Annotated in this window: 9 protein-coding genes; 4 read left to right on the forward strand and 5 right to left on the reverse strand. The window is 66.4% G+C overall.

From position 1 onward, the window contains the following. Positions 1-14 precede the first annotated feature (14 nt). From ACFOOQ_RS07560 to ACFOOQ_RS07575, 4 genes are all read left to right on the forward strand, one after another. The gene (locus ACFOOQ_RS07560) at positions 15-1,901 is read left to right on the forward strand and encodes a methyl-accepting chemotaxis protein (protein WP_379723889.1); all 1,887 of its coding nucleotides are present in this window, start codon (positions 15-17) and stop codon (positions 1,899-1,901) included. 102 nt (positions 1,902-2,003) lie between these two features. Next, entirely contained in the window at positions 2,004-2,606 is a 603-nt protein-coding gene (locus ACFOOQ_RS07565; protein ID WP_379723892.1) for a TetR/AcrR family transcriptional regulator, read from the forward strand. 54 nt (positions 2,607-2,660) lie between these two features. Beyond that, positions 2,661-3,050: an MAPEG family protein gene (locus ACFOOQ_RS07570; protein WP_379723895.1), complete on the forward strand. Its 390-nt coding sequence runs from the start codon at positions 2,661-2,663 to the stop codon at positions 3,048-3,050. Positions 3,051-3,053: 3 nt separating this feature from the next. Beyond that, entirely contained in the window at positions 3,054-4,007 is a 954-nt protein-coding gene (locus ACFOOQ_RS07575; RefSeq protein WP_379723898.1) for a PLP-dependent cysteine synthase family protein, read from the forward strand. Here ACFOOQ_RS07575 and ACFOOQ_RS07580 read toward each other — a convergent pair. The 5 genes from ACFOOQ_RS07580 to ACFOOQ_RS07600 all read right to left on the reverse strand — a co-directional run bounded on the left by ACFOOQ_RS07580 (position 4,004) and on the right by ACFOOQ_RS07600 (position 12,411). Continuing rightward, positions 4,004-4,327: a hypothetical protein gene (locus ACFOOQ_RS07580; protein ID WP_379723900.1), complete on the reverse strand. Its 324-nt coding sequence runs from the start codon at positions 4,325-4,327 to the stop codon at positions 4,004-4,006. The genes ACFOOQ_RS07575 and ACFOOQ_RS07580 overlap by 4 nt on opposite strands. Continuing rightward, positions 4,327-4,728: a hypothetical protein gene (locus tag ACFOOQ_RS07585; protein ID WP_379723903.1), complete on the reverse strand. Its 402-nt coding sequence runs from the start codon at positions 4,726-4,728 to the stop codon at positions 4,327-4,329. Before ACFOOQ_RS07585 ends, ACFOOQ_RS07580 begins: the two co-directional genes overlap by 1 nt. 234 nt (positions 4,729-4,962) lie before the next feature. Continuing rightward, positions 4,963-9,513 carry a glutamate synthase large subunit gene (gltB, locus tag ACFOOQ_RS07590; protein ID WP_379723906.1) on the reverse strand — a complete coding sequence of 1,517 codons (4,551 nt, stop codon included), beginning with the start codon at positions 9,511-9,513 and terminating at the stop codon, positions 4,963-4,965. Between the two features lie 14 nt (positions 9,514-9,527). Further along, complete coding sequence (locus ACFOOQ_RS07595) at positions 9,528-10,973, reverse strand: NAD(P)-dependent oxidoreductase (protein WP_379723910.1); 1,446 nt, start codon at positions 10,971-10,973, stop codon at positions 9,528-9,530. Positions 10,974-11,424: 451 nt separating this feature from the next. Continuing rightward, a complete protein-coding gene (locus tag ACFOOQ_RS07600; protein ID WP_379723913.1) occupies positions 11,425-12,411 on the reverse strand; it encodes a GlxA family transcriptional regulator in 987 nt (328 codons plus the stop codon). Between the last annotated feature and the right edge of the window lie 27 nt (positions 12,412-12,438).

Raw genomic sequence — 12,438 nt, forward strand, 5'->3', positions numbered from 1 at the left:
TTGGAGACTGCGTCATGAGAAACATGCGTATTGGGCATCGCCTGTGGTCGATTCTGGCGATTGCGGTCATCGGTCTCGCGCTGATCGGCGCACTCGGCCTGTACCGCCTGCACGACACCCTGACGACCGACCGGATGGACAAGACCCGCAACCTGGCCGAAGTCGCCTATGGCGTGGCGGCGCGCTATCACGCCCGCGTCCAGGCCGGCGAACTCGGCGAGGCCGATGCCAAGCGGCTGGCGCTCGCCGACCTCGAGACCCTGCGTTACGACGAGAAGGAGTATTTCTGGGTCAACGACATGACCCCGGTGATGATCATGCACCCCTTCTCCAAGCAACTTGTCGGCAAGAATCTCAGCGACATCAAGGACCCGGACGGCAAGCACCTGTTCGTCGAATTCGTCGAGACGGTCAAGCGCAACGGTGCCGGCTTCGTCTCGTATCTCTGGCCCAAGCCCGGCTCCGACCGGCCGGTACCGAAGATTTCCTACGTGAAAGGCTTTGCGCCCTGGGGCTGGGTCATCGGCACCGGCATCTATATCGACGATATCGAGCGCATCTTCCAGCGTGAGGCGCTGGTCAATGGCAGCATATTCTTCGGCGTCGTGCTGCTGATCGGCGTGCTCGGCTGGATGGTGATCCGCAGCATCAGTCGACCGCTGCTCGACCTGACCGGTACACTCAGCCGCCTTGCGCAGCGCGACTGGACGGCCGAGGTGCAGGGACAGGACCGTGGCGACGAGATCGGCAACATCGCCACGGCCGTCGCCGTGCTGAGGGAGAACGGCATCGAAAGCGATCGTCTGCAGCAGCAGATCGAGGCCGAGCGCCGCCGCAACGAGGAAAACCGGGTGGCGCAGGAAGCCCTGCTCGACCGCTCGATCGGCCAGGTAGTCAGCGCCGCCAATGCCGGCGCTCTCGACCAGCGCATCGATACCGCGGCTCTCGAGGGCGTCGCAGCCAAGATCGGCCAGCAGATCAATACCCTGCTCGATACCATGGGCGAGGCCATCAACAGCATCCAGACCACCGTGGCCGGACTGGCTGCCGGCGATCTGCGCCTGCGTATGGAAGGCCGCTACGAAGGCCTGTTTGCCAAGCTGCAGGCCAACCTGAATGACATGGCCGGCAAGCTGACCGACGTGATGCAGAAAATCGTCAGTGCCGTCGAAACCCAGAGCAATGCTGCCGCGGAAATCGCCACCGGCAGCCAGGATCTGGCCGGCCGCACCGAACAGCAGGCTGCCGCGCTGGAGGAAACCGCCGCCTCGATGCACCAGGTGACCACGACGGTGAAGCAGAATGCCGACAATGCCCAGGCCGCCAACCAGCTCGCCACCGCGGCGCGCGATACCGCCGAGACCGGTGGCAAGGTGGTGGCCGACGCGGTCCGTGCGGTGACGCAGATCGAGGAGAGTGCGCGCAAGATCGCCGATATCGTCGGCCTGATCGACGAGATCGCCTTCCAGACCAATCTTCTCGCCTTGAATGCCAGCGTCGAAGCAGCGCGCGCCGGCGAAGCCGGCAAGGGTTTCGCCGTGGTCGCCCAGGAAGTGCGTGCGCTGGCCCAGCGCAGCGCCAATGCGTCGAAGGACATCAAGAGTCTGATCACCGAGTCCAACGCGCAGGTGAAGACGGGCGCCGGCCTCGTCAACCAGACCGGCAGCTCGCTGACCGAGATCGTCACCGCGATCAAGAAGGTCAGCGACATCGTCGCCGAGATCGCGGCGGCCAGCCGCGAGCAGGCCACCGGGCTTGAGGAAGTGAATGTCGCGGTCGGCAACATGGACGAAATGACCCAGCGCAACGGCGCACTGGTGGAAGAGACCTCGGCCTCGGCCCAGGCGCTGTCCGGCCAGGCGCGCGAACTGGCCACCCTCGTCAGCTACTTCCGCACCTGACGCCGGAGCAGTCGTTTCCCGCCACCGGCCGCATCCTGCGGCCGGTGGCTTTTCCTTGTTTTATTCTTGACCGATCATTCCGGAATCGGCAGGATGCCGGCCATGGCCCGGCCCAAGGGATTCGATACTGCCGCCGCACTGGAGCGTGCCATGGAGCTGTTCTGGCAGCAGGGCTATGCCACCACCTCGATGGAACAGCTGGTCGCCGCCATGGGGATTTCGCGCCAGAGCCTCTATGACACCTATGGCGACAAGCATGCCCTGTTCCTTGCCGCCATCGACAGCTATTGCGCCCGGCTGGCAACCGAACTGCTGGCGCCGCTGGCAAAGCCCGATGCCGGCCTCGCCGCGCTGCACGCGACGGCGATGGGCGTGGTCGATTTCATCATCCGCTATCCGAAGCGCCGCGCCTGCCTGATGGCCAATACCGCGCTGGAACTGGCGCCCCACGATGCCGTGGTGGCGGCAAAGGTGCGCAGCCATATGGCCGCCATGGAGGCTGCCTTCCGCCATGCCATCGACAATGCGCAAGCACGCGGCGAGATCGCGACGGATGGCGACCCCGACGCGCTGGCCCGCTATCTCGTCGCCATGGCCAACGGCCTGCTGGTGATGGGCAAGAGCGGCGCCAGCCGCGAGCAGCTGACCCAGATGGCCGAGGTCGCCGCCGGCGCGCTGCGGCCGAGTGGACCGCAGGCTGCCTGATCCCGTTCACCGTACCTCTTCACCACAGCCGTTTACCAACCAGGAGAAACTGCAATGTCCGTCGACCTTCAGATGCTGATCGCCTCGGCCACGCTCTGCGTGCTGCTGGCCCTGCCCTATACCATGGGCTTCATCTTCACCCGCGGCCTGTTCACCGTGGTCGGCAACCGCGAGGATTTCCCCGCCAGCCATGGCTGGATGGGCCGCTCGCACCGCGCCCATCTCAACATGGTGGAAAACCTGGTACCGTTCGCGGCCCTGATCCTCGCCGCCCAGGCGTCCGGCCAGGCCGACGCCTGGACCGCGCTCGGCGCCCAGGTCTTCTTCTACAGCCGCGTGGTGCATGCCGTGGTCTACACCATCGGCGTGCCGTGGCTGCGCACGCTGGCCTGGTTCGGCGGCGTCATCGGCATGGCCATGGTGCTGTTCGCGCTGGTCAGCTGACCCGTGAGCATCCTCGCCTGCATCGGTCACACGCGCCTCGTCCCCCTCCGGCACCTTGTGCCGGAGGGCAGCGCGCGGGTTCTTCTCAAGCTGGAATACGAAAACCCGACCGGCAGCATGAAGGACCGCATGGCGCTGGCCATGGTCGAGGCCGCCGAAGCCGACGGCCGCCTGAAACCCGCCAGTTCGGGAGAGGGGGGCGCGGTGGTCGAATATACCGGCGGCAGCACCGGCGTCTCGCTCGCCTTCGTCTGCGCGGCGAAGCGCATCCCGCTTGAAATCGTCACTTCCGAAGCCTTCTCTGAAGAGAAGCGCACCCATATGGCGGCGCTCGGCGCGCGGCTCACGCTCGTGCCGAGCCCAACCGGCGGCACCACCAGAGCGCTGACGCTGGCGATGATCGAGACCGCGCGCCGCATCGCCGCGACACTGCCAGGCAGTTACTGGACCGACCAGTTGAACAATGCAGACGTGCTGCCCGGCTATGGCCGGATGGCCGATGAAATCTGGCAACAGGCAGAACAGCGCGTCGACGGCTTCGTGCAGGCGGTCGGCACCGCCGGCTCCTTCCGCGGCATCGCCACGCGGCTGCGCGACCTGAACCCGGCGCTGCGGGCCGTCGCCGTCGAACCGACGGAATCCGCCGTGCTGTCCGGCGGCGCGAGCGGCAGCCACAAGATCGAGGGCACCGGGCCGGGCTTCGTGCCGTCCCTGTGGCGCGGCGATCTCGCCGACGCGATCCGCCCGGTCGCGTCCGTCGATGCCATGGCGATGACGCGCCGGCTGGCCCGCGAGGAAGGCATTTTCGCCGGCACATCCACGGGCGCCAACGTCATTGCCGCGCTGGAACTGGCCCGGCAGCTGGGGCCGGACAAAACGGTGGTGACGCTCGCCGTCGATTCCGGAATGAAATACCTCAGCACCGCGCTCTATGCCGGCGGTACGCAAGCCGCCTAGTGGACGGCGACGGAGCAGGTTTTCGCCACGGTGATGATGGCGTCTTTCGGCGGCACCGAGAAGCGGCACTTCAGGTCGCGGCCGCTGACCGTGCCGCTCTGGAAGATTTCCACCATGATGCCGACATCCAACCGCTTCGGGACATGGCAGACCCGCTCGCCGGGCTTGACGCTGCCGCGATAGAACACCGGGATGCGGCCGCCGGCCTTGATGTCGAGCAGCCGGTCGCTGTCGTTGACCACGCAGAAGGCATGGGCGGGAGCCGCGGCAGCGAGCAGCAGAACACCTGCTGCAAGACCGAGACGGCACCCGGCCGTCATCAGGGCAGCGCGCGGGTGGCGCATTTGCCTTCGGTCTGGGTGCCGACCACATCGAGCAGCTGCTCGCGCTTCACCGTCGTCTTGCAGAGTTCGTGGCTGATGCCGCCGGGCGGCTGCGCCATGATCGTCACCTGGTAGCCGGCCGGCGCCGGGTTCTGCGAACAGAAGTTCACGCAGCAGCCTTCCTTGCCGGGCGGCAGCGGCACCCTGGTGGTGGCCTTGCCGGCACGGATCTCGGCGGTCACGGTGCCGTTGACCTGGTTCATGATGCAGAAGGTCGGCCGCGGCATGGCGGCCTGGCCGGTCTGCGCGGTGGCAGCGGCGATGCCGGCGGCGGTGAACAGTGCGGCTGCGGCCAGCAGGACCGCGGCGGAACGAAAGGATCGGGCGGGGATGGCCATGGGGAAACTCCTTGGTGCCGGCCGCATGACCGGCACGGCCGCAGTCTAGCGCCGGATCGCCGTAGCGTCAGCCGCCAGGGTCGCGCCGGACATGGCCGCGACATAATGTTGCAGCCGGGAAAAAGTTCCGCCGGCCGGGCCGGACGCAAAAAACGCCGCCGGATCACTCCGGCGGCGTTTCCGCTTCCCCGGGCCCGAAGGAGATCGGGTCCAGACTTCGCCGGAACCGTGAGGTCAGGCGCGCTTTTCGTCGTTGGCCGCCGCGGCCGCATCGCTGAGCGGATGCTCCAGCCGGGCGATCATTTCCTTCGGACAGACCTGCCAGAACTTGCCGCGCAGGGAATCCCAGTCGCTGAAGATATTGCCGGCATAGACCGACTGGGTCTCGCGGATATGCTCCTCGATCATGCCGCGCAGCACGCCCTCCCAGTAGCTCGACGCCAGCCGCTGGTAGACCACGCTCTCGTCGTTGATCGCGATCGGCAGGGTATCGGCCGGATCGAACACGAAGGCCATGCCGCCGGTCATGCCGGCACCGAAGTTGTCGCCGACACCACCGAGCACGACGACGCGACCGCCGGTCATGTATTCGCAGCCATTCGAGCCGCAGCCCTCGACCACGGTGACCGCGCCCGAGTTGCGCACGGCAAACCGCTCGCCGGCCTGGCCCGCCGCGAACAGCTTGCCGCCGGTGGCACCATACAGCACCGTGTTGCCGACGATGGTGTTCTCGTTGGTCTTCGGCATCAGCGGCGAGCTCGGCGCCGGGCGCACCACGATCATGCCGCCCGACAGGCCCTTGCCGACATAGTCGTTGGCATCGCCGAAGACTTCGAGCTTCAGCCCCTGCACGGCGAAAGCACCTAGAGATTGTCCGGCCGAACCGGTCAGCCGCACGGTGATATGGCCCGGCTTCAGCCCGGTCATGCCGAACTTGCGCACCAGATGCGACGACAGCCGCGTGCCGATGGCGCGATGGGTGTTCCGGATGTTGTAGGCGAGCTGCATCTTCTCGCCATGGCTGAACACCGGCGCGGCATCGAGGATCATCTGCGCATCGAGCGTGTCGGGCACCTCGTTGCGGCCCTCGAGCGTGCAGTAGCGCGCGTTGTCGCCGGCATCGGCCTGGGCGAGGATCGGGTTGAGGTCGAGATCGTCGAGATGCGCCCAGCCGCGGCTGACCTGCATCAGGAGATCCGTGCGGCCGATGATCTCGTCGATCGTGCGCACGCCCAAGGACGCCAGGATCTCGCGCACCTCTTCGGCGATGAAGCTGAACAGGTTGACGACCTTTTCCGGTGAGCCGGTGAACTTCTGGCGCAACGCCTCGTTCTGGGTGCAGACGCCGACCGGGCAGGTATTGGAATGGCACTGCCGCACCATGATGCAGCCCATCGCCACCAGGGCCGCGGTGCCGACGCCGTATTCCTCGGCCCCCAGCATGGCGGCGATGACGATGTCGCGGCCCGACTTGAGCCCGCCGTCGGTGCGCAGCAGCACGCGGTGACGCAGCTTGTTCAAGGTCAGCACCTGGTTGACTTCCGACAGGCCCATTTCCCACGGCGTGCCGGCGTATTTCACCGAGGTCTGGGGCGAGGCGCCGGTGCCGCCGACATGGCCGGAAATCAGGATCACGTCGGCCTTGGCCTTGGCGACGCCGGCGGCAATGGTGCCGATGCCGGCTTCCGAGACCAGCTTGACGCAGACCGAGGCTTCCGGGTTGATCTGCTTGAGGTCGTAGATCAGCTGCGCCAGATCCTCGATCGAATAGATGTCGTGATGCGGCGGCGGCGAGATCAGCATCACGCCGGGCGTCGACAGGCGGCGCCGGGCGATCAGCTCGGTGACCTTGAAGCCGGGCAGCTGGCCGCCCTCGCCGGGCTTGGCGCCCTGGGCGACCTTGATTTCCAGCTCGCGGCAGTTGTTCAGATATTCCGCGGTGACGCCGAAGCGGCCGCTGGCGACCTGCTTGATCGAGGAATTGGCGTTGTCGCCATTCGGCCGCGGCTTGAAATTCTCCGGGGCCTCGCCGCCCTCGCCGGAATCCGACTTGGCGCCGATGCGGTTCATGGCGATGGTCAGCGTCTCATGCGCCTCCGGCCCCAGCGCGCCGAGCGACATGCCCGGCGTGACGAAACGCTTGCGGATTTCGGTGACGCTCTCGACCTGTTCGATCGGGATCGCCTGGCCGGCCGGCTTGATCTCCAGCAGGTCGCGCACCGAGATCGGCGGCAGGTCGCGCAGGCCGGCGGTGTATTTCTTGAACAGCGCGTAATTCTCGCTGCCCACCGCGGTCTGCAGCATGTGGATCAGGCTGGCTTCCCAGGCATGCGCCTCGCCGCCGCGGCGATAGCGGTAGATGCCGCCGACCGGCAGCGCCAGCACGTCGGAGCGGAAGGCCTTTTCATGCAGGCCCAGCACCTTCTTCTGAATGCCGAGCAGGCCCATGCCGGAAATGCGCGACGGCATGCCGGGGAACAGGTCGGCGACCAGCGCGCGGCTCAAGCCCAGCGCCTCGAAATTATAGCCGCCACGATAGGACGAGATCACCGAGATGCCCATCTTGGACATGATCTTGAGCAGGCCGCCGTCAACCGCTTCGCGGTAGCGCGCCGCCGCCTGTTCCACCGTCAGCTTGCCAAGCAGGCCGCGGGCCACGCGGTCGGCGAGGCAGGCCTCGGCCAGATAGGCATTCACCGAGGTGGCGCCGACGCCGATCAGCACGGCGAAGTAATGCACGTCGAGGCATTCGCCCGAGCGCACGGTCAGCGAGGTAAAGGTGCGCAGGCCCTGGCGCACCAGGTGGCTGTGCACCGCACCGGTGGCCAGGATCATCGGCATTGCCGCCTGGTCCGGCCCGATCGCCTCGTCGGTCAGCACGATATGCCCGGCGCCGCCGCGCACGGCATTCTCGGCCTCGGCGCGGATGCGCTTGAGCGCGTCGCGGAGCGCACCCTCGCCGGCCGCGACCGGGAAGGTGCAGTCGATCTTCGCCGTGGTCTTCTCGGCGTATTTCATCACCCGCGCCAGATCGGCATTGGTCAGCACCGGGCTTTCCAGCAGCAGGATGCGGACCTGGTGGGCGTCCTCGTCCAGCACGTTGGTCAGGTTGCCCATGCGCGTGCGCAGGCTCATCACCCGCTTCTCACGCAGGGAATCGATCGGCGGATTGGTGACCTGGCTGAACTGCTGGCGGAAGAAATGGTGCAGGCCGCGATACTGTTCCGACAGCACAGCGATCGGCGTGTCGTCGCCCATGCTGCCGATCGCTTCCTTGGCGTCTTCCGCCATCGGATGCAGGATCAGCTCCATGTCCTCGAGCGACAGGCCGAAGGCGAGCTGGCGCTGGCGCAGCTCGTCGCGGCTGAAATCGCGGGCGACCGGAGCGGCGTCCTTGATCTTGTCGATGGTGACGATGTTCTTGACCCACTCGCCGTAGGGATGTTCGGAAGCGAGCTTGTCCTTGATCTCGCGGTCGCCGTACAGCCGGCCCTTCTTGAGGTCGACGGCGATCATCTCGCCGGGGCCGACGCGGCCCTTGCGCACCACCTTGTGCTCGGGCACCGGCACCATGCCGGTCTCCGAGCCGACAATCAGCAGGTTGTCGGTGGTGACCGTGTAGCGGATCGGGCGCAGGCCGTTGCGGTCCATGCCGGCCACCGCCCAGCGGCCGTCGGTGGCGCAGATCGCCGCCGGGCCGTCCCACGGCTCCATGATGGCATTGCAATAGGCGTAGAAATCGCGATGCGACTGCGGCATCAGCGGCTTGTTCGACGCGCTTTCCGGGATCAGCAGGGTCTTGACCATCGGCGCGATGCGGCCGGCGCGCACCAGCACCTCGAAGACGGCATCGAGCGCCGCCGAGTCGGACGAGCCCGACTGCACGATCGGCTTTATGTCGTCGGACAGCTCACCAAAGGCCTCCGAGGTCATCTTGATCTCGTGGCTTTTCATCCAGTTGACGTTGCCGCGCAGCGTGTTGATCTCGCCGTTATGGGCAAGCATGCGGAACGGCTGCGCCAGCTTCCAGGTCGGGAAGGTGTTGGTCGAATAGCGCTGGTGATAGACCGCGAAGGTCGAGACGAAGCGCGCGTCCTGCAGGTCGGGATAGAAATAGTCGATCTGTTCGGCGAGGAACATGCCCTTGTAGATGACCGAGCGGCAGCTGAGCGAGCAGATGTACAGCTCGCTGATATGGGCGTTCAGCGCCTGCTTCTCGATGCGGCGGCGGATCAGGAACAGGTCGCGCTCAAAATCGTGGTCGTCCTTGCCGAGCCGGTTCTCGATCAGCACCTGCTCGATCTCGGGCCGGGTGGCATTGGCCTTCTCGCCGATGATGGTGGCGTCGACCGGCACCTGGCGCCAGCCGAAGATGCCGTAACCGAAATCGAGAATCGCGGTCTCGACGATGGTGCGGCAGGTCTCCTGCGCGGCGAGGTCGGTCTTGGGCAGGAACACCATGCCGAGGCCGAGCTTGCCCTCGCCCGGCTCGAAGCCGGTGCGGCGCACATGCTCGCGGAAGAAATCCTGCGGGATCTGGACGTGAATGCCGGCACCATCGCCGGTCTTGCCATCGGCATCGACCGCGCCGCGGTGCCACAGTGCCTTCAGCGCGGTGATGCCGGCTTCCACCACCGCGCGGTGCGGCATGCCGTCCAGCGAGGCGATCAGGCCGACGCCGCAGGCATCATGCTCCTCTTCCGGCCGGTACATGCCGGTCTCGGCCAGATGCTTTGCGTTGTCCTGCCACTGTTCGACGTCGCTCTTCCTGATCATGTCGGTCATGGGTCGGACTCCTCTTACTCGGCCGCCTGGGCGGCAGGCTGCACGCGCGCCTGGATATACTGGTGGATGGCATCGGCACATTCGCGGCCGTCGCGGATCGCCCAGACCACGAGGCTGGCGCCACGCACGATGTCGCCGGCGGCAAAAACACCCTGAATGTTGGTCATCTTGCTGCGCGCCGAAATCTTCACGGTGCCCCAGCGGGTGGTCTCGAGGTTCGGTGACTTGAAGACCTGCGGCAGGTTCTCGGGATCGAAGCCGAGCGCCTTGACCACAAGATCGGCCGGGGTGTCGAAATCGGCGCCTTCGATCTCCACCGGTGCCTGGCGGCCCGAGGCATCGGGCGCGCCGAGCTTCATGCGGCCGGTATGCACGGCGGTCACCTTGCCCTCGCCACGGAAGCTTTTCGGCAGGGTGAGCCAGACGAATTCGACGCCCTCTTCCTCGGCATTCTTCACCTCGCGCATCGAGCCCGGCATGTTGGCCTTGTCGCGGCGATACAGGCAGTGCACTGCCGTGGCGCCCTGGCGGATCGCCGTGCGCACGCAGTCCATCGCGGTATCGCCGCCGCCGATGACGACAACCTTCTTGCCCCTGGCATCCAGGGCGCCGCTCTCGAAGTCGGCGACCGTGTCGCCGAGGCCGTGCTTGTTGGACGCCGTCAGGTAGGTCATCGCCGGCACGATATTGTCGAGGCCGGAGCCCGGCGCCTGGATGTCGCGCGCCTGGTAGACGCCGGTGGCGATCAGGACCGCATCATGCTTCTTGCGCAGGTCGTCCAGGCTGGCGTCGCGGCCGACCTCGAAGTTCAGGTGGAACTGCACGCCGGCCTCGGCCAGCAGCTTGCTGCGGCGCTCGACGACCGACTTCTCCAGCTTGAAGTTCGGGATGCCGTAGATCAGCAGGCCGCCGGGGCGGTCGTAGCGGTCATAGACATGCACCTGATAGCCCTTGCGGCGCAGCTTGTCGGCGGCGGCCAGCCCGGCCGGACCGGCGCCGATGATGCCGACCGACTGCGACCGTTCCTCGCCCACCGGCTTCGGCGGTTTGACCCAGCCCGAGGTCCAGGCGGTTTCAGTGATGTATTTCTCGATCGAGCCGATGGTGACGGTGCCATGGCCCGACTGTTCGATGACGCAGTTGCCTTCGCAGAGACGGTCCTGCGGGCAGATGCGGCCGCAGATCTCGGGAAACGTGTTGGTCGCCGACGACAGCTCGTAGGCTTCCTCCAGCCGGCCTTCCGCGGTCATGCGCAGCCAGTCGGGGATGTTGTTCTGCAGCGGGCAATGCACCTGACAGAACGGCACGCCGCATTGCGAACAGCGCGCGGATTGCTCGGCCGCCTTCTGGGCTGCGTATTCCTGGTAGATCTCGTCGAAATCCTTGGCGCGTTCGCTAGCCATCCGCTTCGCCGGCATGTCCCGGGCGGTCTGCACGAACTTCAGCATCTTCTCGGCCATCGAACGCTCCTCACTCCACCTGCCCGCTCTTTACCCGTTCGTCGGGCCCGTTCGTCGGGTGGCGGCTGCTTTGTCGGGCGCTTTCCAGGGACGGCCGCTCTCTTGGCGTGCTCCCCGGAAGGCGCAGGTCAGACTCTAGAACTGGACAACGTCAGTTACGGGACAACCCCGGGAGACCGGCTGGCGGCGTCAGGATGCCGCGCGGAACGCGGCGGGGGCAGACGCAAAGGGACCGTCAGGCGGGGTTGCCCATAGCTTTTAGTGTCGCGGATGCCGGTTTGCAAGCAAATTTTAGTCGATAGGTCATATTTGTTGACCTTTTCATTTATTGCGCAGGGGTTTGTTGGCCTGCGAACGGCACAATCGGGACAATTCTCCGAAAATTAGTACCGATACAGGACTAAATTTTTGCCAAGCTATTGAATCGCTTACACCAGGTTCGCGGGCCGGCTCAGGCGCCGGACATGCCATTCTCCCCGGTCCGGCGGAAACTGGCGCGGTACTGCGCCGGCGACACCCCCAGCCGCTCGCGAAACACGATGCGCATCCGGTCCGCCGTGCCGAAGCCGCTGGCATAGGCCACCGCCTTTAAGGGCTGGTCGTCGGCCTCGAGCAGGCGGCGGGCAGCATCGATGCGGGCCCGGTCGACGAAGTCATGCGGCGTGATTCCGGTGGCCAGTACGAAATGGCGGGCGAAGTTGCGTGTACTCATGCCAGCGATCCCGGCCAGCGTCTGCAGCGTATGCCGCTCGCCGACATGGGCCATGACATGGGTCTGCACCCGCGCGATCGGGGAATCGTCCTGCACCGGCGCGACCAGGAAGGGGCTGAACTGCGACTGCCCGCCCTGGCGCTGCGCCACCACCACCAGGCGCTTGGCCACATCGACGGCAAGCCGCGGCCCGTGCCGCTCGCCGATCAATGACAGCGCGAGGTCGATGCCGGCCGTGATGCCGGCCGAAGTGACCAGCCGGCCGTCACGGATATAGATGCGGTCATGCTCGACCTGGGCGGCGGGGAACTGCGCGGCGAGCTGCGCCGCATTCTGCCAGTGCGTGGTCACCCGGCGGCCGTCGAGCAAGCCGGCGTGGCCGAGCGCAAAGGCACCGGTGCAGACCGAACCGTAGATCGCGGCACGATCCGGCGCGCGACACAGCCATTGCGTCAGCGCCGGATCCGGCGCGGCAACGGGCAGGGCGGGCCCGCCGGCAACCAGCAGGATCGCAAAATCGTCCCGGGCTTCCGCGAAGCTGACATCGGCGGCGATCCGCATGCCGCTCGATGCGCGCAGGGGCTGCCGGTCCGCCGCCACCAGCACGACCTCATAGCCATCACCGGGTGCGATGAAAGCATTCGCTTCCATGAAGGCGTCGACCGGGCCGGCAATGTCCAGCGCCTGCACGCCGTCATGGATCGCGATCGCCACCTTCTGAACCATGGGTCCCCCCGCCGGGCTGCCGCTGGC

Origin of the sequence: Ferrovibrio xuzhouensis (assembly GCF_042648965.1) — a bacterium.
GTDB classification, from domain to species: Bacteria; Pseudomonadota; Alphaproteobacteria; order Ferrovibrionales; family Ferrovibrionaceae; genus Ferrovibrio; species Ferrovibrio xuzhouensis.

What these genes read in the sequence shown, in the direction of transcription:
- ACFOOQ_RS07560 (WP_379723889.1), top strand. Translation starts at nt 15, where the DNA reads ATGAGAAACATGCGTATTGGGCATCGCCTGTGGTCGATTCTGGCGATT.
- ACFOOQ_RS07565 (WP_379723892.1), top strand. Translation starts at nt 2,004, where the DNA reads ATGGCCCGGCCCAAGGGATTCGATACTGCCGCCGCACTGGAGCGTGCC.
- ACFOOQ_RS07570 (WP_379723895.1), top strand. Translation starts at nt 2,661, where the DNA reads ATGTCCGTCGACCTTCAGATGCTGATCGCCTCGGCCACGCTCTGCGTG.
- ACFOOQ_RS07580 (WP_379723900.1), bottom strand. Translation starts at nt 4,327, where the DNA reads ATGACGGCCGGGTGCCGTCTCGGTCTTGCAGCAGGTGTTCTGCTGCTC.
- ACFOOQ_RS07585 (WP_379723903.1), bottom strand. Translation starts at nt 4,728, where the DNA reads ATGGCCATCCCCGCCCGATCCTTTCGTTCCGCCGCGGTCCTGCTGGCC.
- gltB (WP_379723906.1), bottom strand. Translation starts at nt 9,513, where the DNA reads ATGACCGACATGATCAGGAAGAGCGACGTCGAACAGTGGCAGGACAAC.
- ACFOOQ_RS07595 (WP_379723910.1), bottom strand. Translation starts at nt 10,973, where the DNA reads ATGGCCGAGAAGATGCTGAAGTTCGTGCAGACCGCCCGGGACATGCCG.
- ACFOOQ_RS07600 (WP_379723913.1), bottom strand. Translation starts at nt 12,411, where the DNA reads ATGGTTCAGAAGGTGGCGATCGCGATCCATGACGGCGTGCAGGCGCTG.